At 41.5% G+C, this 26480-nt stretch carries 17 protein-coding genes; 6 read left to right on the plus strand and 11 right to left on the minus strand.

The window, feature by feature from the left end:
• Window positions 1-7: 7 nt before the first annotated feature.
• On the minus strand, window positions 8-331 hold the full coding sequence (locus M467_RS19350) for a hypothetical protein (protein ID WP_021065793.1): 324 nt from the start codon (window positions 329-331) through the stop codon (window positions 8-10).
• Window positions 332-656: 325 nt separating this feature from the next.
• Here M467_RS19350 and M467_RS19355 point away from each other — a divergent pair, with 325 nt between their 5' ends.
• The 5 genes from M467_RS19355 (at window position 657) to M467_RS19375 (ending at window position 10131) form a co-directional block, all read left to right on the plus strand.
• Window positions 657-998 (plus strand): YolD-like family protein, encoded by a 342-nt coding sequence (locus M467_RS19355; RefSeq protein ID WP_021065794.1) that lies wholly within the window; start codon window positions 657-659, stop codon window positions 996-998.
• A 205-nt stretch (window positions 999-1203) separates the two neighbouring features.
• Window positions 1204-3054: a type I restriction-modification system subunit M/S gene (locus M467_RS19360; RefSeq protein WP_021065795.1), complete on the plus strand. Its 1851-nt coding sequence runs from the start codon at window positions 1204-1206 to the stop codon at window positions 3052-3054.
• A gap of 248 nt (window positions 3055-3302) precedes the next feature.
• Window positions 3303-5867, plus strand: coding sequence for a type I restriction-modification system subunit M (locus M467_RS19365; RefSeq protein ID WP_021065796.1), 2565 nt, complete (start codon window positions 3303-3305; stop codon window positions 5865-5867).
• Window positions 5864-7033 carry a restriction endonuclease subunit S gene (locus tag M467_RS19370; protein WP_021065797.1) on the plus strand — a complete coding sequence of 390 codons (1170 nt, stop codon included), beginning with the start codon at window positions 5864-5866 and terminating at the stop codon, window positions 7031-7033. The genes M467_RS19365 and M467_RS19370 overlap by 4 nt, the downstream gene beginning before the upstream one ends.
• Before the next feature lie 14 nt (window positions 7034-7047).
• A complete protein-coding gene (locus tag M467_RS19375) occupies window positions 7048-10131 on the plus strand; it encodes a type I restriction endonuclease subunit R (protein WP_021065798.1) in 3084 nt (1027 codons plus the stop codon).
• Between the two features lie 157 nt (window positions 10132-10288).
• Here the strand turns inward: M467_RS19375 and M467_RS19380 are convergent, their stop codons facing one another.
• The 6 genes from M467_RS19380 to M467_RS19405 are packed head-to-tail and all read right to left on the minus strand — an operon-like array spanning window position 10289 to window position 19032.
• A complete protein-coding gene (locus M467_RS19380) occupies window positions 10289-11245 on the minus strand; it encodes a coiled-coil domain-containing protein (RefSeq protein ID WP_021065799.1) in 957 nt (318 codons plus the stop codon).
• 13 nt (window positions 11246-11258) lie between these two features.
• Entirely contained in the window at window positions 11259-11552 is a 294-nt protein-coding gene (locus M467_RS19385; protein WP_021065800.1) for a hypothetical protein, read from the minus strand.
• On the minus strand, window positions 11527-12312 hold the full coding sequence (locus tag M467_RS19390) for a hypothetical protein (RefSeq protein ID WP_021065801.1): 786 nt from the start codon (window positions 12310-12312) through the stop codon (window positions 11527-11529). The genes M467_RS19385 and M467_RS19390 overlap by 26 nt, the downstream gene beginning before the upstream one ends.
• Complete coding sequence (locus tag M467_RS19395; RefSeq protein ID WP_021065802.1) at window positions 12296-14650, minus strand: dynamin family protein; 2355 nt, start codon at window positions 14648-14650, stop codon at window positions 12296-12298. Before M467_RS19395 ends, M467_RS19390 begins: the two co-directional genes overlap by 17 nt.
• 16 nt (window positions 14651-14666) lie before the next feature.
• The gene (locus M467_RS19400) at window positions 14667-16904 is read right to left on the minus strand and encodes a dynamin family protein (RefSeq protein ID WP_021065803.1); all 2238 of its coding nucleotides are present in this window, start codon (window positions 16902-16904) and stop codon (window positions 14667-14669) included.
• A gap of 10 nt (window positions 16905-16914) precedes the next feature.
• Window positions 16915-19032 carry a dynamin family protein gene (locus M467_RS19405; RefSeq protein WP_144060649.1) on the minus strand — a complete coding sequence of 706 codons (2118 nt, stop codon included), beginning with the start codon at window positions 19030-19032 and terminating at the stop codon, window positions 16915-16917.
• 251 nt (window positions 19033-19283) lie between these two features.
• On the opposite strand from M467_RS19405, the gene M467_RS19410 reads away from it, so the two are divergent.
• Window positions 19284-21164 carry a hypothetical protein gene (locus tag M467_RS19410; RefSeq protein ID WP_021065805.1) on the plus strand — a complete coding sequence of 627 codons (1881 nt, stop codon included), beginning with the start codon at window positions 19284-19286 and terminating at the stop codon, window positions 21162-21164.
• 174 nt (window positions 21165-21338) lie between these two features.
• On the opposite strand, the gene M467_RS19415 is transcribed toward M467_RS19410, so the two are convergent.
• The 4 genes from M467_RS19415 to M467_RS19430 form a co-directional block, all read right to left on the minus strand.
• Window positions 21339-21680, minus strand: coding sequence for a hypothetical protein (locus M467_RS19415; RefSeq protein ID WP_021065806.1), 342 nt, complete (start codon window positions 21678-21680; stop codon window positions 21339-21341).
• 20 nt (window positions 21681-21700) lie between these two features.
• Window positions 21701-22726: a restriction endonuclease gene (locus M467_RS19420; protein WP_021065807.1), complete on the minus strand. Its 1026-nt coding sequence runs from the start codon at window positions 22724-22726 to the stop codon at window positions 21701-21703.
• 630 nt (window positions 22727-23356) lie between these two features.
• Entirely contained in the window at window positions 23357-24727 is a 1371-nt protein-coding gene (locus tag M467_RS19425; protein ID WP_021065808.1) for a hypothetical protein, read from the minus strand.
• Window positions 24728-24769: 42 nt separating this feature from the next.
• Window positions 24770-26476, minus strand: coding sequence for a HEAT repeat domain-containing protein (locus M467_RS19430; RefSeq protein WP_021065809.1), 1707 nt, complete (start codon window positions 26474-26476; stop codon window positions 24770-24772).
• Window positions 26477-26480 lie beyond the last annotated feature (4 nt).

Here is a 26480-nt window from a genome sequence, read left to right on the forward strand (position 1 = left end):
AAGAACACTATGCTATGTGTTTTCCAATCGATACGCTGATATCGAAGTCGATTCCTGATTCAGTCGACGGGGAGAGCTGCACTTCTTTGATTATTAAGGATCCTCCAAAAGGTCCATTAAGAATTTGAAACGTATGTACCGAAATATCAGATGTCCAAATACGCACTTCGTCATCGAGTATTTCAATGCGCGTTCCACTTAGATGTACGGGTTCTGTCAGAAACTCTCCCTTTGACTTCTTATAACTTTTTTCTACTTCTTCCTCGTCCACGTAATGAAGCTCTGAAACTTCAAATGACTCAGTCGGTGTTAACAAACGATATGTGTACATTCATGTTACTCTCCTCTCAAAATATACTCGCATTCCTTACTATAAGCTATTCTCTTCAAACATAAGTCTAACTGAAAAAGATTCCAATATATAGTTCTATAACCCAATAAATTAATTTTTATCACGAGAGAATTTTCCTTTTCTCAGTGCCCTTCCTAGTAGAGTCAGAGGTTACTTTTTTTGACTAACCTTGCACCAAAGGCCAACGAGTTAGGATACGAAAAAAAGACACACGGGGTCACGAATCTTTAAAAAGACTGTTCAAACAGAACAATGCGGGCATAAAATAAGAACAAATGTTCGTTTTTTTGAGTAGGGACTTTTTATGACAAGGTATCGTGACCGGGGGGAGTTAAAGTGGATCCCATTTTTGATGCCGGAGCATCGAGCACTGCTTACGAAATACTACAAAGAGATTCAGAAGATTGAGATGCCCGATGTCGATGAACAAGGGCTCTCAATTTATGAGAATGTGTTGAACGATGCAATCTTTAGCGGGGACACAGTAGAAGTAAAGTATGTAGAAGAGCGGCAAATTAAACGATTTAAGGGCTTCGTACATCGTACGAACTACCTGGAGCGGGCCGTCGAGATAGCTAATGAGCGTGATGGGATTATCAACGTTCCCTTTGTATCAATCGTTCATGTAGAGCGGTCGATGGACTAACTCCCTGGCGGTTGTTCGAAGTCTGCGTCACGAAACATAGTGATTCATTTCAATACACCATAAAAAAATTTCGTATTAACTTTTTTGAAAGTTATGCATAACTTTCAAAAAAGTATTGTTTGTTTAAGTGATGTTTGTTATATTCAACTTATCAACAAAACAGATTTTATATTGTGCATATCAAAAAGAAAGGTACGTGAAGTAAATGGCGAAAAAGTCGTTATATGAAGCGATTCAATCTTTACGTAATGCCACACATCACGATCCTGAGATTTCACCATTTGTCTTAGGTGTCTTATTCAAACATTTAGAAAGAGTCGAAGGAAAAGACTATCTGGGTCGTGTTGTGCGTGAAGAAGATAATATCGAGCTGAAACTCGATACAATCCTAACTGAAATAGAAGAGGTACACTCTGAGCTATCAGGCATTAAACATCTTGACATCAAATCAGTAGAGAAGTTGAGACGCTTTTGGCTAGAGTTAGATCGATATTTGAACGAAATAAAAGACTTATCGATCTTTATTGATGACCTGATTGACGAACTCTCTAGTATTGGGTCTAGAACTTCGCATTTATTCCCTACCCCTCCGTCCATCAATAGTTTAGCTATCCAACTAATAGATCCAGGTAGTGGTAGCTTCCATGACAGCATGTGTGGTCCCGGAGGAAGTTTACTTTCCGCCTATAAACATGCAGCTATGAAGAAAGAGACACTTCAATTGACAGGACAAGACATTAATCCGATTAATATTGCAATTACAAAAGTTAGACTTTTCGTTGAAGGAGTCAAGGATGCGACTATCAAGTTTGGCGATATCATCAGTTCTCCTCAATTCGTAGAAAATGAACGTCTAGAAAAGTTTGACTATATCATTATTGATCCGCCATTTGGGCTTTCATGGCGACCGGAAGGCGACCAATATAATCGCTTTGTATTTGGCACCCCACCCTCTAGTAAGATGGAACTTGCTGTTCTGACCCATGCACTTGTCAGTTTAAAAGATAAAGGGCGATCGGCAGTAATCATGAGTGGTGGAGTCCTATATGCAGGGGGAGCGAGCGCGAAAATCCGTCAAAACATTATCGATTTGGATTATGTCGAGTCTGTGATCACCCTCCCATCTAATCTTTATCAAAATACAGCCTTGCAAACGCACCTCATTATACTGAATAAAGATAAAGACTCAGAAAGACAAAACGAGATTTTGTTTATTAATGGAGAAGAACTGTACCAAGAAATCGGTAAACGAAAACGGGCTATTAGTGAAAAAGGAATGAAAAAAATTATCGAGACGTATCGATCTTGGAAAGTTGAGAGTGGCTTCAGCAAAATTGTCCGAAACAGTGAACTAAACGAAAGCAATCTATTGCCCTCTCAATACATCTTCTCAAACCAACTCACAATCGAACCTTTCGGCAATATCGAAGTATCCATGGATAAAATAGAAGAGATGAATACGTTATCACTAGGTGATTTTGTAAAATTTTTCAGAGGATACAATGTCTCTCCGAGTGATGAGGATACGGAAGGTCAATATAAAGTCGTCAAAGCATCAGATGTACAAGATGGTCAACTGTTTTATGAAAATGTTACTCGATATAGCATTCAGAAGAAATTTAATCTTGAAGACTATAGACTGAAAAAAGGTGACCTCCTTATCACGGTGCGTGGACGATCAATCAAGGTTGCCCACGTCGATGTAGAAGACGAATATCTGCTGTTTTCGCAAAACTTTCTGGGCATTCGTTGTGGGGAATTGATAAATCCTAAATACCTAAAGCTTTATCTAGAAAGCCCAGTGGCACAGTTCATTCTCACGAGTAAATTAAGCGGGACGACCATCCCCGTTCTTAACCGTAAAGATTTAGAACAATTACCATTCCTGAACATTCCTCTAGAAGAGCAAAAAAGGATTGCACAACGAACTGAAGAAAGACATGCAGAATTATGTTTTGAGATTCAACGTATTCAGAATGAAATGATGCAAAACAAAAAACAGTCTTACGAAGACATGGGACTAGCCGATCTGTTCTCTATAAAGAACAGAGCCTAAGGCGCTTTTGAATAGTCTGGTCTATCATTATCGTCACATGAAAGGTCACTTAGATAACGAAGTGAGTTCTAAGTGATTCAACCATGAGAAGCGTAAAGCAGCTAACCTACTTTCATATAGCATTCGATTAACGAGATAGATTTTAGTTAGTCGACACTCATAAAATTATATTGATATGATATAAGCGTTAGTAAGTGACACCGCTTCATCGATTTATATATCATAGGAAAATTATTGGGGGATATACAGTGATTACATCAGAAGAAATTAAACGTAGATTATGGGACGGTGCAAATGAACTGCGCGGCTCAATGGACGCAAGTCGTTATAAGGATTATATGCTCGGATTGATGTTCTATAAGTTCTTAAGTGATAAGACGTTAGAAACATTCAAAGTAACGAGTGGTCTAGAGAATATGACTCAAGCTGAATTAGTAGAAGAATACTCAAAAGCGCACGTCGAATTTGGAGAACAGCTAGATAAAATGATTCAAAATGTTCTCGGCTATTATGTTGCACCTGAGTATCTCTATCAAACTTGGATTAAAGACATCAATTCCGGAGATTTTGAAGTCCAAAAAGTAACGGATAGTTTAAATAACTTTGAGCGCACCATCGCCGGATATGATGATGCGAGTGACTTCAAAGGGTTGTTCTCAAGTTCTACGCTAGATTTAACGGATACCGCGTTGGGTGGTAACTTAAACGAACGCAGTAAAAATATTAAAGCATTGATTTTGCTATTTGCAGACTTAAACATGATTGCCTTACAAAAAGGTGATGTACTAGGTGACGCTTATGAATATCTCATCGGTCAGTTTGCCATGGAGTCTGGGAAAAAAGCAGGAGAATTCTATACCCCACGACAAGTAAGTGAAGTCATGGCCCAAATCATCGCAAAAAAAACCGATATAAAGTCAATCTATGACCCTACCGTCGGTTCAGGCTCACTTCTCCTAACGGTCAAGAAACATTTAAGTGATGAGGTTCAAAAAGATCTCGCTTATTATGGACAGGAAAAAAATACAGCGACCTATAACTTGACTCGTATGAACTTATTACTCCATGGGGTTCGTCCAGAAAAAATGGTTATCAATAATGGCGATACTCTCTCGCGAGACTGGCCAGAAGATCCTGAACGCCCGAATGAAGGCGTACAGTTTGATGCTGTCGTCATGAATCCACCCTACTCTGTGAAGAACTGGAACGCAGCGGGACTTAAAGTCAGTGATCCGCGTTTTGAGGTCGCCGGCGCACTTCCACCAGACTCAAAAGGAGACTTTGCATTCCTATTACACGGCCTGTTCCACTTAGGTCAAAATGGGACGATGGCGATTGTATTGCCTCACGGTGTTCTCTTCCGGGGAGGCGCAGAAGGCGAGATTCGGGAACGTTTACTCGAGAAAAACTACATCGATACCATTATTGGGTTACCAAGTCACTTATTTACCAATACAGGAATCCCTGTAGCCATTTTAATCTTGAAAAAGAATCGAGAAACCGGGGAACCTGTACTCGTGATAGACGCTTCTCACGGTTTCACTAAAGTCGGAAAACAGCACGTTCTATTCGAGAAAGATATCGCTAAAATTGTTGATACGTTCGTTGAACGTAGAGAAGAAACAGGCTATAGCCGATTAGTGAAGCGAGAAGAAATTCTTAGAAATCAATATAACATGAACATCTCACGTTATGTCGAAGCAATAGATGAAGAAATTCCACAAGATGTAGACGCGCACTTGTATGGTGGGATTCCTCAACAGAACATTGATGATTTGAAAGTATTGCAGTCCACGGTGCCTGATGTATTGAATGAGTCTTTAAAGGAAGTCCGTAAGGGTTACGTCGAGTTGGTGAAACCGGTTGAAGAAATCTCTACTCTTGTCTTCAATGATCCGCGTGTCCTTGAAAAATCAAAAGAACTTGAAGATGAAATAACGACTTATATCCATAAACAGTTCGATACGATTCGAAATGTAGAGAGTATCAGTACGTTGCCACAATTGATGGAGAACATGCTGGACGAGATAAAAGTAATTCTTTCAGCCTTCGACAATATTGATGTCTATGACGGCTACCAAATTATCGCAGAAATCTGGAAACAATCTTTATCACATGACACAGAAATCATTGCCCTAAGTGATTTCTATACAGCCGGATGTACACGTGAACCGAATATGGTGACGAGAGGTACTGGCAAAAAAACACGAGTCGAACAAGACGGTTGGATTGGCAGTATTGTATCGAACACATTGATTGAAAAACAACTATACAGCGATGAGTTAGAAGAAATTGAAACAAAGAAATCACGCATTCAAGAAATTGAAACAGAATTAGCTGATTTAGTCGAGGCTGCAAAGGTCGAAGATAGCGAAGAAGCCAATGCATTAGGTGATACATTGAATGAAGCTGGTGAAGCATTTGTCAGCAAAGCGCTCAAAGCCGAATTGAAACAAGTGGTCAAAGATTCAGTTGAATATAAACATCTAAAAAATGTTGAACAATTACTATCTGAAAAATCTGCGCTAAACAAAAAAGTAACTGCAGATGAAGACGCACTAAAAAAATCGGTACAAGAACGAATCTTGACTTTGAAAGACGACGAAATCGATAACTTGATGTATGAAAAATGGTTCGGTAATACAGTCAATGCTTTAGTTCGTCTAATAGAACTACCATTGCAAAACGAGTTAAACACCCTTCAGATGTTGCATAATCGCTATGCTGATACACTGTCAGCTATCGACAAAGAAAGTCGCAACTTAGAATCAGCGTTTGAAGCATTGATGAGTGAACTGGTGGTGGAATCATGACAGAGCAAAAAAATCTATTACCAAAGCGGCGATTCAAACAATTTCATAATGAAATTGTTTGGAATCAACTTGAATTGAAAAAAATCGCTCCCTTACAAAGGGGGTTTGACTTAACTAAATCTTCAATGAAGAGTGGCCCCTACCCAGTGGTATTTTCAAATGGTATTGGAGCATGGAATTCAGAATACAAGGTTAAAGGTCCAGGTGTAGTAACAGGTCGATCAGGATCAATCGGAAATGTCTCATATATCGATGATGATTTTTGGCCGCACAATACTTCTTTATGGGTCACTAACTTTTTTGATAATTATCCATTATTTATTTATTATCTTTATCAAAATGTAAACTTAACTAGATTTGGAAGTGGAAGTGGAGTACCAACATTAAATAGAAATGACGTCCATGATTATTCTACCTCGATTCCTAAAATAGACGAACAAATTAGAATAGGCAATTTCCTTAAACACTTTGACGACCTCATCATCCTTCAACAGCACAAGCTAGAAAAGACAAAAGAATTAAAGGCTGCCTATCTTTCAGAGATGTTCCCTGCTGAGGGTGAGTTCGTTCCTAAAAGAAGGTTTACAAAGTTTGATGATGATTGGAAACAGCGCAAGGTTTTCGAATTCGGAAATCAAATCTCTAGTGGGGGTACGCCAAAAACAAGTTGTGAAGACTACTGGAATGGAAATATACCTTGGATTCAATCCTCAGATTTAACTGAAGACATTGTAGTAATAAAAGAGTCAAGAAAGAAAATAACAGAAGAAGCTGTGAATAATTCAGCAACGAAAATTATTCCCAAAAATTCTATTGCTGTTGTAACTCGAGTCGGTGTTGGAAAGCTAGCGTTAATACCGTTTGAGTATGCTACAAGTCAAGATTTTTTGTCCATTAGCAATTTAAACTTAGACAAATGGTTTGCAACTTATGCTTTATACAATGTACTTCAAAAAGAAAAAAAATCTGTTCAAGGTACATCTATCAAGGGTATGACGAAAAATGACCTACTAATGAAAGAAATAATGATTCCCGCATCTCATGAAGAACAACAACAAATAGGTGCATATTTTTTGATGCTAGACGATCTTATTGCACTTCATCAGCATAAGTTAGATAAACTACAAAATCTAAAAAAAGCATATCTACATGAGATGTTTGTTTAAAAGGAGACGATGTCATGAGCAAAGCACCGAAAAGTGCGGCAGAAAAAACATTTCAAGAAAACTTTGTAAAAGAACTACAGAAATATAAATGGGAAGCCCCCGATTTCTTAGATGGGAATCGGCAGAAAGTTACTGTTGCTGACCTCATTCAACATTGGCGTAAAGAATTGAACCGTATAAATGCCGACCAACTTGAAGGTATCGAATTGACAGATAATGAGTTCAAGCAGGTCATGGCAAAAGTGAGTCAAATCAGTAATAGCTACGAAGCCGCAAAACTGTTAGCCATTGAAGAATCAAAAGGCAAGATCGACGGGATTTATCGTGACGACAATCCCAACATCACACGAAAACAAATTACCTTGACCATATTCAAAAAAGCCGAAGTACGCGGTGGCGATTCAAGCTACCGAATCGCGAGAGAAGTACAGACAACAAATAACAATCGTTTTGATCTGGTCTTACTGATTAACGGTCTGCCTCTCATCAATATCGAACAAAAGCGCACTGACAAAACGCTAGATGAAGCATATGGTCAGTTCATGCGCTATTATCGCGACGGCGAATACACTCATAATTTCATGGCATTCTCACAGATGATGGTGATCACTTCTGAAATCGCCACTCGCTACTTCGCCACACCGAAGTCAGTTGATGACTTCAACCTGAGTTTTGTCTTCCATTGGGCCGATAAAGATAACCATGTAGTGAATGCTTGGGAACAAGTCATCGCACAATTTCTGATGATCCCGATGGCGCATCAAATGGTCGGCGATTACCTGGTCATTGACGAAGCACGTCTTGAAGAAAACAGACGACATATCCTCATGCGTCCGTATCAAGTGCATGCGTTGCAGGCCGTAGAAGGTGCAGCTTTTGGTTGGGACAATAAAGAAAAAATCCCTCACGGAGGATTTGTTTGGCACACGACAGGATCTGGTAAAACAATCACTAGTTTTAAAACCGCTCTATTCTTGTCTACACGAGCCGGGTTCGATAAAGTCGTCTTTCTCGTTGATCGGCGTGAGCTTGATAATCGTACCAGTGAAAATTTCAAAGCGTATGCAGCTTATGAATCTGTGTCTGTTGATGATACCAAGCATACCTATCAACTTAGGAAGATACTGAAGTCTCCTAAAAATGGCATTGTCGTGACGACAACGTTCAAGCTGAACGCTCTAGTGAAAGAATTAGAAGAAGCTCAAGATGCGAGCTTAGTGGATAAAAAAGTCATCTTTATTATCGATGAAGCTCATCGAACGACAATGGGACATATGATGGGGACGATTAAACGATATTTCAAGAAAAATGGACTCTTCTTTGGTTTTACCGGGACGCCACTATTTGATGAAAATAAAATCAAAGGTAAGGTAAATGAAAAAAGCGAAGTGATCAATACGACGGAAAAGTTGTTCGGTCCAAATTTGCACCAGTATACGATTGATGAAGCCATCGCAGATAAAAACGTGTTGGGATTTCATGTGGACTATATCAATACCGGTGAATTTAAAAGTTATGACGATTTAAGGGAGCAACTGGTCAAAAAAATAAAAGAAGAAAAGCCTGACTTGGCGGACAGAGATATCGAACGTCAAGTTCAAGAATTGTCCGAGGCCGACGTGGAAAGACATGCGAAAAAGTTAGGACTTCTTACTTATCATGACGAGACACATATTCCACGCGTTGTAGAAGAAATTCTAAAGAATTGGGACTCGCAGTCACAAGAAAGAAAATTTAACGCGATTTTAACTGTCGCCTATAAAAATCGTGTCATTGCCTATTATGAGGAATTTCAAAAACAGATGGCAATGCACAATGAACATTTGAATATCGCCATGACGTTTAGCTTCGGCAATGAAAATGATCCTACTCCCCTCGATCCCGAAATTGTGAAAGGGATGTTTAAGGACTACGCTTCATTTACCGGAATTTCGTTTGTGGCCGGTGATAAAAAACATGGGGAAGATGCTTATTTTGAAGATCTTGTAGAACGTGCCACTCGAGGCGGAAGCGGGCGAAACCCTAAGAACATTGACCTTGTGATTGTTGCAGACCAGCTCTTGACTGGTTACGATTCCAAGCGCCTGAATACGCTCTACATTGATCGTCCACTTGAACTTCAAGGGTTGATTCAAGCTTACTCGAGAACCAATCGAGTGTTTGGCCCAGCCAAAGAATTCGGGACAATCATTAACTTTCAGTACCCTCGTATTACTGAAGAATTAGTTAATGACGCGTTACGGTTATATGGAAGTGGCGGTAAGAGTAGCAAAGCTATTGTCGAACCTTACGAGACGTCTGTACAGAAGTTCGCAATAAAAATTGCCGAAATGACTCCGACCTTGCCTAATCCTACAGACTGGCAAACGATTGAACATGACGAAGTAAGAAAAGAAGCCTTCTTACTCGCCTTTAAAGATGCCGCAGAGCAGTTGAATTTAGTCGAGCAATATTATGAATTTCAGTGGGATGACCATGCTTTTGGTATTGATGAACATACGTGGCTGCAGTATGTCGGGGCCTATAAAAACTTAACGCGGAAGATCGGGCCTCCTCCGCCGCCTTCACCTGTTAATGTGTTAGTTGGCAAAACCAAACTAGCAGGTACCCAAGTGATTGATGCCGCTCACATTCTTAGTTTGATTGATTCAAAGATCACCACGTCAAACGGTGTCCAAACGGTAGATAGTGAAACCCTCCGTATCATCTATCAACAGATTCAGGAATTGAGTGACATGGGAGATAACGAGCAAGCTCAACTGTTAAGAGAGTTTGTCGATACCGAGTTGGTACCTGGGAACTTGTCTAGTGGCATGAATTTTGATGAGGCGTTTGAGCTGTGGAAATCAACCCAAATGCAAACGGCCGTAAATGAGTTAGCTATGGAATGGGGTCTGAATAGTGATCTGCTTGAAAAATCAGTTCGCTCTTATTCGCCTGCTCAGCCAGACGTTGTACCCTATATCGATGAACTCATCAAAAGTGTTGATTTTGACGCAGTCAACAAACAAGCGGGTAACAATCGATTAATGCATGTCATGAAATTAACTGGGAAACTCCCGGAGCTGATTGCTGAAATCAAGCAGCGGTACAATTAAGTTTTCACAATAATTCAAAGGATTGTATACCTAGCTCGTGAGTTGCAACCCTCTAGATTTTATACTCCATATAAAAAAGCGTTTGAGACCAATCCATCTTTTTGACTGGTTTCAAACGCTTTTGTTTATTCACTTTTATTGGGAGTGCTTATTTCGATTAATCTGCAAATTTTTCAATCAGCTTCTTTTGTACAAGCAAAATTTTTTTGCGTTCTGCACTCTTCGAGTTTGTCAGTTGACTGATACCTTCCAATAGAGCGGCACTGATTTCTGTCAATCTTTCTAGTTCTTTGACGCTCGCTTCTTGATTGTGTTTCGAGACATGTTGCATCTGTTGATTCAGTTCTTCAATTTGTTTGATCAATGTTCCAAACGCCTCGACTTCTTTTAATGCGAGCACTTGTGCATCTTCAGAACGTTTCATCAAGGTCGTTGCTTCTTCTTGAATGTACATGCTCAGATTTTCCACACGGGTATTCACGGTGTCGATTATTTTACCGTTCAATTCGAGAAGCTGTTCATGATAAGACTCTTTGCCGTTCTTCATTTCGTAGATATGGGTCTCGAGCCCTTGCATGACTTCGATCTGGTCATCGTTTGCTTGGGAGATAGAATCCTGAAGCTCTTTGAATCCGTTCGGGATCTCATTCTGTATCTCCACGAGTTCTTCAGCCAGACGCAAGAGCCCGTCTTGTTTCTTGACGATCTCCTGGATATCATTCTGATTACTCTCTTTCAACTTGCTCAATTGCTCTGTGATCGCCTCAGTGTTTGACTTCATCGCCTCCACATTCTCTTGAGAACTCTTGTTTAGTTCAGAGGCTACGTCATGCATATTTTGCAATCCAGTTGCGACAACTTCACCGTTCTGTCGTAACTCGGTGACGGCCTCTCGGACGACTTCTGTTTGGTGTTCGATACTGTTGAGAAGCGCGTTCATTTTCTGTTCATTCTCATCTGCTTTTTTCGCAACAGACGTAATCCCTAACCACAATGTCACGACGCCGACCAATATTAGAACCGAAATCACAAGATTCGAATCAGCGACTGGCGTCGCTACAAGTGCAAATGCTCCTAACGATATAGGAAACATGTAACTATACAACTTCTTCATGATGTCCCTCACCTCAAATTATCCATTTCTTATATTGTTTAAGTAACACGAGCACGGCATCGCTGACCGCCTCAGACTTCAAAGTCCGTATTGTCTGATCGAACCCGTCATGGTCTTTTTGCGAATCTAACACCTCAAGAAGTTCAGCCACATACAACGTTCGTTCGAACACATCTAATCGATCAAGATTGTTTAGGTGCTGCTTTAATGTTTCAAGCATGTAGGGATAAGCGCTAGACGTAATCTCAAGTAACCGATGGCTCAACATCAGATATCCTCTCTCACTTTCCATCAATTCGTTTCTCACGTTCACCCCACCTTTTCAGTTGTTCAATCAACTCTTCACCTTGAGCATTCGACGACTTGATTGTTAAAAACTGTGCGACTTCTCTTACTAGAATCGGCATCCATTCGGGAAAGCTCGGTCGATTTTGGAGCCAGTAAGTGTTCAACATGTCCGCCGCAGCCAAATCCATCACTTCAGACAGTTCGTGTGGTTCGGTCAGTGTCGACAAACGAATCAGATGTTGCCGTGGTACATCCGGAAACAATTCTTCCGATACTTTCTCGACCGATTCCATAGGGAGGAAGTCATCCATGAGATGATCGATTGTCATTTCTTCGTATAAAGAATTTGTCACTCTCGTTAACCGTGCCAATGTCTTGATTTTCTTTTTACTCACTACTTTTGCGACAGTTTCTGCTTGGAACAAAGGGCGCGACCAAGTCGGTAGCCGTTCCTCGACAAACAGGTTTACTCGGACGCCTGTAGGGATTTCATCTAAATCTAAGGGAAGATAGTAATGGACGGTCATCCACTGTAGAATCGGATGATCTTCTCGAGATTGGATTCGTCCCATCGAGGTTGGTACCGTGTCGAAAAGATTTGTATACTCACCTAAAACGTCTGGTTCACCTACGATGTACACTTGTCTGATTCCATCGTTATATCGCCGTGTGTCTTTAAAATCCGCTTCTCGCATTGCCTTCCAAATAGACGGTTCGTCCTCGAGCATATGTTTCTCCAATTGACGTGCTAACCAAGAGACCTCAGATTGATGGTCCATGTTGCGTTCCATCCAATAACATATCGATTTCTTGAATGGCCTGCCGTGATGCTTGAAGTTCGACTTCTACACGGTCGCTGCCTTGTTTTTTGAAGCGTTCGATCTCTTCAATCTGTTCCTTCGACTCTTCCAACTGTTGCGACAGCTGAGCGGGTATCATTTGTTCTATTGAGTTGGAGACAACCCCAAACTCTGATTTGAACCAGATTCGCACGCTTTCTTGTTCTTCTGAGAGCACAGATTGAATTTGATGTTCGACTTCTTTATACATGTGTCGATTCTTGAGTTCTTGAAGCGTCCGCTCATGTTCGTTTTGAACGCGTGCAATTTCTTGTTCGACACTCTTTTCAATCTTCTGGCGTTTGAGTCGTAAGTCCTGACGCATCTTCTCATTGGTTGTCGCTTTTTCTTCTAATTCTTTTAACTGTGACAATCGTTTATCACGTTCGACTTCAAGCTCATGTTTTCGAGCGAAGAAATCACGACGATATTGAATGTCCTCCGCGGGCGGTTGTCTGCGTTGCTCGTCGATGTTTTGACCGATTTTTTTTGCCAATGTCTGCACCGGGCTGGTGACTTGATCGAACGTCTTCACTGCTCGAAGGAGTTGACTGTCTTCCCCGACTTCTCCACCTGCTTTTCGATCGACCATCTCTGCTCCCATGATCGCCATTTTTTCGGTCGCTTCTACCGCAATTTTTTTCGTGGCTTTTTTCGCCGAATCTTTCATCGCTTCTTTAGCTGCTTTTAATGCAGCTTCTTTTACGAGTTTTTTGGTGACCGCTTTCGTTGTCTCTTTAGTCGCGGCCTTACCGGCACCTTTCGCCAACACTTGTACCCCAGCTGATGCACCGGCCGTCACGGCTGCAAGTCCGATCGCGAGTCCGATATCCCCGACAAAACCGATTGCAGACGCAATTTTCGTCGCGGTTTGGTCATCAGCAGATTCATCGATGATATATTGCGGGACGTAACGCTCGACCAACTCGTCTGTCAATCCTTCGATTTCTTGTGTGAGTCGAAGGTGTCTCTCCTCATCCACCACCTCTACCGGCAGATATTGAAGTTCCGTTGCCACTGACTCGACTCTTTTCAAGAGTCTTTGCCGCTCGGCATCATGCTTTTGCTGAAGATGGAACAGATCTGGCTCTGTAATGTGAAGATTTACAGTCTGATTCATTTCTTGATTCAATGTAAGGAAGAAGCTTTCTCCCACGATGTTATTCAATTTTTCCTGTACCGTCTTGAATATAGCGTTCCGGGTCGTCAATACTTCATCTTCGACTTTTAAGGTCAGTACATCGATTGACAGGCTTTGATGGACCAGCGACTTCAAGCGTATCTCAAGTGTAAGATAATTCGAATGAATGAATTCTTCTACTTCTTCGCCTGTGCGATAGAGTACGGCTTGCATCGAATCAATTTGATTGGCGATTTCGAGGTTCACTTCCTCGAACTGAATAAGAAGTTCCTGTTTCTCAGTCTCAAGCTTCGACTCGTCCTTTGAGAGTGCCAACTCTAGTAGTTTAATCTGTTGATTCATACGACTCTGCTCACGTAAAAGGAACTGATGAATCGCATGATCGAAGCGCGTTGACTTGACCGCTCTCATCTCTTTCTTCAGATTGGCGAGAAGGTCTAACACAGCTGCGATGTTCTGTCCGGTCGTCGCGCTGACCGCATGGACCGGGTACGCTTTTCCAAGTTGAGAAGAGAGGTCCGTTGTGACTTTCGCTACCAACTCGTCAATGGATACACCTTGCGTCTCATCCACTCGATCGATTTTGTTGATGATGAAATGGAGGTTCGGTTGATAGAGAAGAACATGCTTGATGTAGACGATATCTTCCAACGTCAAACCTTGCCACGGCATCACATACATAATCACATCAGCGGATCGTAGCGCAGACTCAGAGGCCTCGATATGTGCGTTAAATTTTGTATTGCGTCCGGGCGTGTCGATGATCGTCATCCCCTGCAGCCAATCTGGTGACGTTTTTAGCAGTCGAATGCAAGACACATCTTCCACTTGCCCGCCTGCCACAAAAGCATGTAATTCATCCACCGTGATCACTCGAGTCTGTCCATCGACGAACTCGACCTCCACCTTGTCTTCATCCGATCCTGATACATATGTCGGGATCGCAGTTGTCTCGTTAGTATGTGTCGGTAAAATATCTCCTTCCCCGATCAAGGTATTGATCAGAGCTGATTTCCCGACACTGAAAGATCCCAGCACGGCAATTTCAATTTCTTGTGTCGACGCCTGTGCCTCTATCGTCTCAAGAAATTTAATGTCTTCCCGCAACAGAGGAAGTTGTTTTAACGTTTCGATCATACTTGGTCTCTCCCTTTCAAATGAGTGCCGTCATCAGCAACATTTTTTCTTCCTCTACTTTTTGCTTCACTTGTTCCACGTCTTTTGCGACAGATGCTCGCGTCTCTAGAGAACTGTCAATTTGCTCGGCAAGCTGCGCAGCCAATCGCATACTCGAGGATAATAGTTCATCCTGTTTACGGATATACTCTTCAATCTGCTGTTCGGCTAGTTTCAACGTATCCAATGTCCGAATGAAATCTCGATAATCGCGTTTGCATTGAGTGAAGATGGAATCTAACTGTCTTGTCACTTTGCGTTTTTGATTGTTTAACAATCGACCCGATTCCACTAGCTCTTCGTTCATACGTTGAATGAGGGCCATTCCTTCTTTCTCATTGAGTGCTTTCTGCTCCTCGAGAATTTCTTCACGATCAGTGTAAACGCCATCGAAATTCCCTAATTCCATTTCGATGCTCATAGCCTGTTCGATACGCTCATCGATTTCACGACGAGCGGCTACGACAGTCTCTCGTCTTTCGGCAATCAATTGATCATATCGCTTGTTCTCTTCTTTCACCGTGCCATGCTTGTCGAACCAAAAACGCCTTTTTTTAATGACACCGTAACGTTCCTCGGTTTGAGGTGTGCTATTGATTAGCATCTCATGGAAGCGCAGGTCATCTTTATGTTGTTCTTTCTTGCGCTGTAGTTCTCGTCTTTGGACGTTCAGTTGATGTTCTTGTTTGGTTTTAAGATCAAGTTTCCGCTTTTCTTCTGCCAACTCTTCTTTCTGATTGGCAAATTTCTTCTTCACTTCCGCCTCAATTTCTTCAGCCGTCTTTATTTTTGGTCGATGGACGCCAACTCGAACATCTAACACTTCGTTTAGGTTTGGCGTTTCTACTTTCAATTCAAACTCTTCAAGCTCATGTCGCATGGCGGTGTTCAATTCTTCTGCCAAATCAAACAGCTTTCGATCGAACAGGTCCTGGTAATCTTTATTGAATAACTCTAGTTCGTCATTTACCTGGCTCTCGAGTCGATCAAATGATTCAATCGATTCGACTGCAAGTTTGGTAGAGGTCGTCAACTTCTCAAACTCTTCATTGAATTGCTTTTGGTTTTCTCGCGTTGTATTGGAGAAAAGATTTTTCAATCGGATGATTTCTTTCTTCAGTTGTAAGTTTCGAAGTTCCGCCTCATCTTTGGCTAACTTATGGGCTTTCTCAAGTCCCTCCATGTCATCGTCTCGTTCAAGCGCTTCTTGGTACTGTTCAAGCTGACGAATCAATTGTTCGTAGTAGTTTTCGATGGAAACATTAGGGACATTTAAAAAGTCGTTTGTCTTTTCGCCGGCAAAGAGATAATTTTCCAAACGATCTACGAATGCAGGGAAACGCGATGAGGTCATCAATTCGTCTGCAGGAACATCTTCCCAATGTCGTGTGACGACCATCTCGTCTTGCGCCTTCAAGGCCTGTAAAGCACTAACTGGATAGACCACTGCCTGAGCAGCGGCGATTTGTTGATAGTCATTCTCGCGCAATGATTTCTCGAGTTGTTCTTTCACTTCCTGCACTTGATTTTGAGGAACACCATCGAGTCGATTGGCGACGAAGAAAATCCGATCGATTGACTCCGAGAGGTCGCGGAGAAACTTGATCTCTGTCAATTTCCCGGGCTGTTCCATATTAAATAGAAGAATGCTCGCATTCGATTTTTTGATTTGTTCTTTCGTGATGCGCTCATGTTCGAGATTCAATGCCTGTAGACCAGGTGTATCGACAAGCACGACTCCATTTTCTAGATATGGCGAGTCAACATAGAGATCGACATAGCGGATATTTTCACTGACATTCACCTTCTCGCTCATCTCAGTGACGTAGTCAGAGAGGTCGTGGTAGGGAATTTCGATGACGTCATCGTTTTTAAAATGAACTTTCGCGATTGGTTCCTTGCAATCTTCACCAAGTTCATTGAGGTGTCTGATGAAATTGACTGTCGCCGTCGTAGGCGTCACCTTCGAAGGAAGGATCTCACGTTTCAACAAAGCGTTGATAAACGTCGATTTTCCAGTTGAGAACTCACCGACCACGACGATTTCAAAACGTTCATTCTCCCAGTTTTCTTTCAATGTCTGAAGGTCTTCCATCACAGGACGCACCGACAGGACTTCTGGATAACGTTCCTCAAGCTCCTTACCGATTTGTAAAGCGGCATCGAACCTTTCTTGTAATTCTTGCTTTCGTTCCACAAATTGATTTCTGATCATAGGATGGACCTCACAATACTCTAATTTTTTTGATGGCTGTTTGTTTCGAATCATTCACAAATTTCACGAACTTGTCTTCAATCGTCTGGAGGTGCGTGCTATGACGTTCCTCTTGTATGGTTAATAATCGTTCCCACTCTTGCCGAACATCGTTTAATCGCTCATTGTGCGTCTCACGAACAATTTTTGATTGGTCATTGATGATGGAATAAAGCGCACTTAAAAAAGCGCGACGCTTCGAATGGATTTCTTCTTCAAGCTCATCGATTTCTTTCAATGTACGTGTTCGCTTTCTCTCGTTTTTCATGGAAAGCTCTCGATTGACCTCGTTGATCCGAGTTAAGTCCTGTTCATACACGGTCGTCATTTCTCTGTAACGTTCGTCCCATCGATTTGGTCCAGAGTAATCATAGCCATCAGGGACACTTTTTTTCCAAAACCACATTCCTGTTTCCCGATACTGTCTCTCAGGTTTCGGTCGTTCCCCCAAGTGGGACAGGACACTTTTTTTGTTCTTCTCGACCTCAGATACTTGTTCATCAAGCGTTTTTGCAATCTGTTGCTGCTCTTTTTCGACCGTGGATAGCTTCGTTTTGAGTTTTGTCCGTTTCGATTCCTCTTTGTCGACCTGTGACTCGTACACTTCAAAGTCAGTCAAGTCGATGTCTAATCGCATAGGTTCGAAGGCGATAGACATCAAAATCGAATCAAAGTGATCCCACTGGATATCAACGTCATTCTCCATTGTTTTCATGGCATGAAGAAATGTTTTATCTGCACGTTTTACTTGGGCCTCAAACGCTTCAACAAATTGATGGCCCGATGCCTCAATCGTCTCTCCCCACTCTAGATAGATTTGTTCGACATGATTTAAATGATTGATATAATCATGTTTCAGTGACTCAACGTCAATCATTCCGTACGCAAGCTCCTGCATCTTACTGTTCAACTGTTGGCTGAAGGTGGCATAGGATGCCGTGACTGTATGTAAAATATCTTTTCCGTCCCTTAACACGCCTTCTTCTAGACGCGAGCCCATTTCTCGCACACTGCCCTCGCGCCGACGTAACAATGTCTTTCCATATGTCTCGACATCCGCATAATCTAATTCGGTAATCGCAATAAGACGCTCCCGTCTCCGTTCCCGCTCTTCCTCTATTTCACGTTCTTCGTCGAGTTGATCTTCCTCGACTTTTTTTATTTCCATGAGTAATTTCATGTAGTCACTTTCGATTGAACGAAGGTCGGCTCGGTGATAATCACCCGAGGCCATATAATCACCTAGCACGGCTTCAAGAGTCGTGATATTCGATTCACTTAAAAGAATGTCATTGGATTCGATTTTTCCTTGTAACCCCCAAATGGAGGATACACCTATGATGTCGAGGTCAGATATTTCTTGAAGATTCGATTGAGCGCTTTTTACTACAGCATCCCAATCCTTTGACACATCAATCCGATCGATATGTGTACCGACCAGGAATACTTTCTTGCCATCTGAGATGAACTCTTTCAGAAGCTCATGATCTGTCGTCTCAAGCCCTTTCTGTCCATTGAACAAATAGAGAATTGCCGACGATTTTTTGAGCTGTGTCCGCGTCGTCTGAAAGGCCGATTTGGTGACCGAGTTCGCGCCAGGTGTATCGACCAATACAAGTTCTTCGTTCAAGAAACTAACCGGCCAGTAAAGATCGACGGACGCCAACTGGTCTGTGACTTCTTCCCCTTGAAAAGTCGTATACTTTTCCAAGTCTTCGATGTCCTCGATTGGAAATGTGCGTGAGTCTCCCTTTAAATAGGTGAGTGTTACTTTTGCTTCTTCCCGAGAAGGACAACTCCGTATACGGGTCAAGACTTTTGTTGATTCAATCCGACGGGTCGATAGAATCTCCTCTCCTAACAACGCGTTGAGCAGCGCTGACTTTCCGACAGAGAATTGGCCCGTGACGGCGATGCTGCTTTCTAACGAATGGATACGATTTGAAAGAAGCTCGATTTCGTCTCCAAAAAACAAATCCTCTTTGTATGCGTTGACCAACTCATTGATTTCTGAGCGTAGGACGTTTTTATTCATTTTAGTTTCCACTCTCTCGTACGTATTAGAAAAAATAAGTGCTGTATTCGACAAAATATATGTACATGCACAAATTACTCATTATTACATTTTAAGTCATAAGATATTATGATATAGGAAAATTATACTATATTTTTTCACATTTACTTATTAATAAAAAGTGTTAGGTTGAAAAAAGAAACATCGATCGTTCATCCTATGTATACAGGAATTTATGCATATATTAATGGCTGTCTATGCCACTTTCACTTTAAAGTGCCAAGTGGTATCAAATCACAAACAGTCGGATGTAGGAGTGAAGATAATTGAAATTATTTAATATCGTATATATCAATAAAAAAGAGCGAAGTGCTTTTGTCTCAAAGGTACAACCTGCCCACGTTAAAGTTCTAAAGGAGTTAGAAAGACATCACTGTACTTATATCTTTCAAGAACATAACGAGAAGGATGCACAACAGATTCACCTCGGCGTCCAGGTAGACGGCGCTTCTCGGATCACATTGTCAGGTGTTACGGGTGCACAATTCTCTCATTCTAATAATCATGAAGACCTCTGGTATTTGGAACCTCATCCCGATCGAGACGCATTGTTTAAAGAATGCGGAAAGTTTTTAATCAAAGCGTATGACGCTGATGGAAATCTGTTAGAAAAGGAGACCTTGCTTGCATTACCCCATACGCTCTCAATCACTCATTATCTCTCCCTTCAACATGAAGTACGAGACATACTGACAAGGTTCGAGATGGATCAAGGTTATTCCAACCGTCCGAATCGTAACACCGAACAGTTAGAATTCGCTAAAGTTCAGTCACTGTTTGATGAATTTCAGCGCTCAGTAGGCAATCGAGAAAAATTGCCCGTCTCGTTGACAAAAGAACCCTTGGACCAGACGACATCAGTCGACACTATGGCACATACCATCGAGCAACTATTGGAACATCGCCACCAAATAATATCTTTATCTCAACTCAGGCTCGACCGCGAAATGAATCTTCGTCGTGAGACTGCTGAACTACGTCGCCCCGGTGCCGACCGTGGGATCACTACTGCGATACATAAAAAATTGGACAGTCTCGAACAAAATTTACAAAGTGCCGAAGACACTTTGAAGCTGTTGCGACAGATGATTGACCACATCCATTCACTACAATCTCGAGCACACATGACACCCGAAAGTTTAACTGGAAATGATTCGACCCCTGCTTCACTTGGAACGGAACAGCGTCAGAAAATCATCCATCTGTATAACGAGATGGTCCAGTTGTGGCCCTCACCCTCATCAGAAACAGAATCGTTCATCACTTGGATGCTTGATTCATCACACCTTTTTGAGATTTGGACACTCCTACAATTATATTCAGAGTGTATACGTTTAAAGTTCTTACCACGGACCCAAATCATGCAACGTCTTCAAGAACATTTGAAAAAGCATAAGTCCTTAAGCGGTGTGGCAATCCAGTTCGAGCATTATAAAACACAAGACCGATTGATTGTCGTATTTTCTCCCCAAATACAGTTGAGCAATCATGAGATTCGACGACCCGATCTCGTTGTCACCTTTGTCAACGCACGTAAGAAGTCTCATCAACATCACGCTCTACAAATCAGACATCTTCCTTATCAAAATCCACACTATACTTATCTATTGCGTCATCATCTGATGGGGTCTCGAAGCCGCTTCATCCATGATTTAGCGGGGACGGCTTATGAAATGACGAGTACCTCATTGATTCATAGTGCTTCGATGGCAAACTGGAACATTGAACTAGAAGAATCTCCCTTGTATTCACACGCCCACTTTCATGTCACACCGGACCAGACGAACCATTTAAGGACTTATCTAAGTCGAATACTGCATCAATACAATGGAAATCTAGACTATTGTCCATCTTGCGGTTCGATTCAGAATGGAACACCTTACCCATCCCGAAAAAGGGCCTATAAATGGACCTATGTGTGTGCGTGTGGAGAGATCTGGGGCAGTTATGTATGTAAAAATTCGTATGACGAGGAATATCATGATGAACAAACAAAGAAAACTCAAGTGACGAAGTATATGTTTGGAAATTACAACCCGCTCTCGTCTGAAACCTGGGATGTGTATTGTCCAACTTGCAGTCGGAATCAGAACGGTGACATGTTCCTACAGAATATAAACGGGGAACGACTGGACCTTCAATTATAAGACCTATCTTTGTCTATTGTCTTATCCGAGGTTAGAGGATATCTAATCACAAAAAGATGCCTGTATACATTTCGACATCGAAATGTATACAGGCATCTTTTTTATAAATTTCATTAAGACTATATAACTATCAGAGTGACTATCTTCCAAAATTACAGATGATAAAAGGAAAAGTTAGTTACACAATTCGTTATATGTGGCTTCGCTAATCTCGTCATACCCATAGTCACAAAAGTATTCGTATGATTCAGCTCCCCAATCTCGATTCTCAGTTAAGTTAAATAGTTCTTCCTCTAGCTCCTCGTTTCTTTCTCGAAGAAATTCTACTTCATCTACCATCTCTAAATACTCTCGGTACTGTTCTTCGACATCCTCAAACGCCCGTGCTTGCTCATCCATATTTTGACCTGATTGTTCACTGATTTGATCAGCATTAGCGCCAAATCTATCCACGCCGTCGCAACCAACTAGTAAGAAGCTACTTATCGCAAATATAATTAACGTTCTCCACCGCATAGTTTACGTCTCCCTTTAACTTATCCTTCCGCCGGAACGGTGACCCATACTCGTTTTAAAGGTATAAATGCCTGTATTTCTTCATCCAGCTGATCATATACGCGAAGTAACGCGTCAATCAGATCGTCAGAATCCCATAAACGAACTTTAAAGAACTGTTCTTTTGCTTTATTACGTGCGTCTTTTGTAAATCCTCCGAGAGAGACGACCAGTCCATACGTGGCCCCATATCCAGCTACTACTCCTAATAAGCTATTGATAACGTCTATACCGGCTGATGACGCCGTTGCTTTGACTTGAACACAAATACGTGGTTCTTCAAGTCCTAGGACACCCTTCCCAGCTAGAATATCAACCCCTCCATCTTTCCCCGGTGGAGAGACGACCGGCTGGAAACCTTCCACTTTCAAGACCGCTGCGACCAAATCCTGCAAACGATGCCCAGCGAATTCTCGTTCGATGAGGATCCGAATCTGGTCACGACCAATCGCCTCAAGGTCTACGATTTCTTCCACGTCGATATCAGAAACCTGAGTGGTAGAAACAGGGTCTAATCCATTCACATATCGGTGCATCGCCTGTGGGATTCGAGTTTCTGCGTCATTTCGTTGAATCCGGCATACCGTCATGTAAGCACCAAGAGAATACAACAAATCTTGATCTAAGCGAGTCCGTGGCATGTTTGTCGTGAGCCATTCTACTCTTCGAATGTGTCTGACTTCGTCAGCGATCGCTGTATTGAATTCATAAGGTCCCGTCACGCGACCAATCGCAATGACCGGTTCTGTTTTTAAAGGGAGCACCACATAATCCCCGATTTTAATTTCATTTGCAAAACGCCAAATTTGATTAGCCATGTTGCTGATGGCTCTTGCTTTATCTTCTATGTAGGTCTCTCCGTATAACTCGATTAATGTTTCTCTGTCATCGATCGCCGAAAGGTCACCAAGATCCTCCCACCCTATCGCGACTAAATTATTTTCGAGTGCTGCGTTCTCTTGATGTCCATTTCTACCCGCTCGGACTAACCATATCGGATTTGTCATGTTGATATCCCCCATCAATTCAATAGTGTGATAATGATTATTTACTAGTTCAATTATAAGATAATTCTGTAATATAAAATATGGAATTCACTAATATTGGTATTTTTCGCTATGATTTTATCGTGAATGAATAGACCCTAGATAAACTAGTTAAAAAAAGGAATATCGACAAACATCATTTTTTTCAATATCTCATATTTAAAAATTATTTTTCTTATATCCATCTGCAGGTGAACATGATTCAGAGTTTAGGAACATAAGATATGTCATTGCTAGCCAAACTCATTATGAAGAAGAAGATGAAGACGATGCTGAGACTTGTTATTATTACTACCAAAATATAATTAAACCAGTTAATGAAGAGGTAGTGAAATTTAGAAGACAATACTTAGATACGATCAATAAATAACGTGTTTGATATAATCCATTTTTATTAATCGGAAACAAGAAAAGGACCTTTTTCTTCAGAGAATTAGCGGCAAACAATTCGAATTTCAATTTTAAAATATCATCATGTTTATGATTTTATCTTCGTCTCAAAGAATAGTTAACCAAACAAAGAGCCCGTATACATTTTGACATCGAAATGTATACGGGCTCTTTAATAAGCAAATTAGATATTATTGATCATCAGTTACGAGTCGGTTTGTTATCAAAGTTGATAAAATCACCAAGTTCATCTTCATCGAAGTCGAACAAGGCACTGTCATCATCAGCGGCTTTGGCTGCCGTTACCATTGCAGCGGCAGGAACTGAGACGTGCTTCAGTTGTTCAACCAACTCATTGCGCTCAACTTCCGTCGCTTCTAAACTGAGGTTAGCTTGCTCCAATTCAGCGATAGCCACTTTTGCTTCTTCAGCCAACATACGGCCATTTTTCTTTTCTTCTTCGAGGAGACGGTTCAATTCAGCGACTTGTTGCTCTAAAGTACCAAGTTTTTCATCATATGAAACTTTTACTTTAAGTGATTCTTTGTCGAACTCTTTTGTGAGTTTTGCTGTTATCGATTTTTTTTCGGTTTCAAGAAGGTTAACTCGACGTTCGAGATTCCCTTTGAGCTTTTCTAGCTCTTCCGTCTCTTTTCGAACCTCACCGAGCGTTTGTCCAAGACGTCCCACTTCTTTCTGTTGTTGCTCGGCTTTATTAGTGGCCGTTTCAGCTTGTTTTAGGAGAATGCGGTTTTCTTTTGTTAGAGATTTGATCTGTGTATTTTTTGATTTCATGTCTCGTACTAGTTCACTGTTTATTTGTTTTAGAGACACGACTTGCTCTCTCTCAGATTCAAGTTGTTGTTTCAATTCCTTTTGTTCGCCTAAAGCATCGATCTCGTCAGCTACACTCTCAAGCATCTTTAATGCGATTTTTAATCGAGAAGCTACTTTTACTCCATCAGAAGTGATTGATTCTTCAGGAACCCCAAAATCTTCCAACCCTAACAACTCCTCGTATTTACTGCGTAAAAGTTCGTCCCAGTCTAATTCGAAGCCCTCAACCTTTATCCCAAGTTCATCGTAAAATTGTAAAACATGCGCTTCTTCTTCCATTAAAGGTTTGATCAGTTCTTTGAACTCTCCGTTCTTATAGAATCGCAAAATATTGATTGTCACATAGAAAGGCACACGCTCTTCAAGAAGTGCCTTTCGAATAGACGAGTCCCACTGTTTGAGATCAAAGTTTTTGTATTCCTCTTCGAACAATTCTGTTAAGAGAGGCTCGATATACTTCTCCCCCTGATTTGCTAAGAAGTTATAAAAATTATAACTTTCGAGTAGATGAGGACAAATGATTCGAATCACTTCATTTTGATCGAATTTGTCTTGTTTGAGATCTTGAGCTGTAATTTCAGCTTTCTTTAGCAGTTTGTGTTCGTCTTTCAAAAGTGCCATTAACGAACCTTCTGAACAGGTATTCAACAAAGCTGCATCAAGATACTCATTTCTCACACCCTCGACCTCGATATAACGAATTTTTCTTTCTTTGAGACCACTTTTTCTTCTCATCTTAATCCCTCCAATCTCATCTGTGTCGCTCCTGACCAAGCATTAGTTTCGCACCGTGGAGATGCGTCCCTTCTCCTTGCGCATGTTCTCAATGATTTGATCTAATTCACGAATAACCCGTGGGTCGTTTTCATCTTGCTTTGCCTTATAGAGGACGTCTTGCGACAACAACTCTTTCTTCTTGTTCACGTGTTTTCCAATCAATCGATAAATCTCTAACTTTAAAGTTGGAGAAGGTTTTTGATTTAATTTTTTCTGTAGGATCGGCCCCACGTCCTCTGGCATGATGTTGGCGCGCTGGAGCGAGGTTACCAACATGATCGCTTTTTCATCAGGACAAACGAGCATTGTCTCAGCCATTTTCACGATGAGTCTGAATGGCATTTTTGGTAAATGCTTTTGAAGGACGAATTGTTCATTTTCATCACCGTTCATCAATAAATCGATATATTGCTCAAAAGATTCTCGATCGCCAAGGCGGACCATACAGTTGAGCGCATCAAGATAAAGTTTGCTCCGTTGCTCGTTTAAGAATGGTCTGATTGTCGGGATCAGTTCTCTGTCGTTTTGACCGAGGTATGCAATGGCGCCAAGACACTCTTGTTGCAACCTAAGATCTGGTGTAGCTTTCAATTCAGCGACAATCATCGGTACTAGTGACGAGTCATTGGTATGACTGAAACCACGAACGATGACTCGTTTTTTGTTCGGGTACTTTTGGAAGGCATCGACTAATAACTTTGTCGCATATGGCATGCGCAATCCACCTAACGTCATACAAATCGGCATCAATTTACCTTCATCCGACTCGTCCTCAAGGACAGCCGATAAGACAGGGACCGCATCTTCTTTAAATGAACGCAACGCCAGTGTGAAGACTGGGCGCACTGCTCGCTTTTCTCCCTTAATATATGCATCAAATACTGGTTTAACCGCTTCAGGACCAAAGTCAGCAAAGCGAGGGGCCAACTGAATGACTTGGTCGATGATATCGTTTCGGTTCGAGTCCAAATTATTGATGATTTTAATGATAGGTTCGACCGATTGTTTATCCCGAATTTTAATAAGGGATTCCAAACCGATTGCAACAAAATCCGGGTTAGACATGTGTGTCAAAATACTTCCCACGGCTTCACGTTCACGGATGGTGCCAGCTCCGAGCATCGAGAGCGTGATGTGTTGTGTACTATTCGCCTTTTCGAGTACAGCCTTGATGATTTTGCGTCCTCTCAGGCTTCTGACGGAAAGCCGCCCTAGTAAGTTAACGATCTCACTCTTTCTTTGATCTTCCGTCAAATCGAATTTTCGACATTCTCTGAAGATGATGGAGACCGCTTTTTCTCCGTAAGCTTCTACTTCTTTTGCTGCTTCTTTCCGCTTGGCCGGATCATCACTGTAAGCCATCAATTCTAGAGAATCCACAATGGTTCTCGCTTCTGTCTCGTTGATGTCCTCGTCTAGGTGTTCAAACGAGATGTCGACATATCCAACTCGTCCCATATACTCAACTTCAACTAATTTTTCATTGCCGTCCTGTTGAGAAGGACCGGAAAGGGAAGTGAAGAAATCATCATCGATTTCCTCACTTTCATCTTCTCGTTCCGCTTGTTGCAATAACTCTTGTCGAATCTTCTCTTCCTCATCTTCATTGAGTACGAATTTTTCTTGTACATCGTGATCGACTAGGTGTTTCTTCATATCATTTAGCTTTTGGAAACTACTTGCTGAAATTCTATCTTTCATCGACATAGGA

Origin of the sequence: Exiguobacterium chiriqhucha RW-2 (assembly GCF_000416965.1) — a bacterium.
GTDB classification, from domain to species: Bacteria; Bacillota; Bacilli; order Exiguobacteriales; family Exiguobacteriaceae; genus Exiguobacterium; species Exiguobacterium chiriqhucha.

What these genes read in the sequence shown, in the direction of transcription:
- M467_RS19370 (WP_021065797.1), top strand. Translation starts at nt 5,864, where the DNA reads ATGACAGAGCAAAAAAATCTATTACCAAAGCGGCGATTCAAACAATTT.
- M467_RS19395 (WP_021065802.1), bottom strand. Translation starts at nt 14,650, where the DNA reads ATGATCGAAACGTTAAAACAACTTCCTCTGTTGCGGGAAGACATTAAA.
- M467_RS19415 (WP_021065806.1), bottom strand. Translation starts at nt 21,680, where the DNA reads ATGCGGTGGAGAACGTTAATTATATTTGCGATAAGTAGCTTCTTACTA.
- M467_RS19380 (WP_021065799.1), bottom strand. Translation starts at nt 11,245, where the DNA reads ATGAAGAAGTTGTATAGTTACATGTTTCCTATATCGTTAGGAGCATTT.
- M467_RS19355 (WP_021065794.1), top strand. Translation starts at nt 657, where the DNA reads ATGACAAGGTATCGTGACCGGGGGGAGTTAAAGTGGATCCCATTTTTG.
- M467_RS19430 (WP_021065809.1), bottom strand. Translation starts at nt 26,476, where the DNA reads ATGTCGATGAAAGATAGAATTTCAGCAAGTAGTTTCCAAAAGCTAAAT.
- M467_RS19360 (WP_021065795.1), top strand. Translation starts at nt 1,204, where the DNA reads ATGGCGAAAAAGTCGTTATATGAAGCGATTCAATCTTTACGTAATGCC.
- M467_RS19420 (WP_021065807.1), bottom strand. Translation starts at nt 22,726, where the DNA reads ATGACAAATCCGATATGGTTAGTCCGAGCGGGTAGAAATGGACATCAA.
- M467_RS19425 (WP_021065808.1), bottom strand. Translation starts at nt 24,727, where the DNA reads ATGAGAAGAAAAAGTGGTCTCAAAGAAAGAAAAATTCGTTATATCGAG.
- M467_RS19400 (WP_021065803.1), bottom strand. Translation starts at nt 16,904, where the DNA reads ATGATCAGAAATCAATTTGTGGAACGAAAGCAAGAATTACAAGAAAGG.
- M467_RS19350 (WP_021065793.1), bottom strand. Translation starts at nt 331, where the DNA reads ATGTACACATATCGTTTGTTAACACCGACTGAGTCATTTGAAGTTTCA.
- M467_RS19390 (WP_021065801.1), bottom strand. Translation starts at nt 12,312, where the DNA reads ATGGACCATCAATCTGAGGTCTCTTGGTTAGCACGTCAATTGGAGAAA.
- M467_RS19375 (WP_021065798.1), top strand. Translation starts at nt 7,048, where the DNA reads ATGAGCAAAGCACCGAAAAGTGCGGCAGAAAAAACATTTCAAGAAAAC.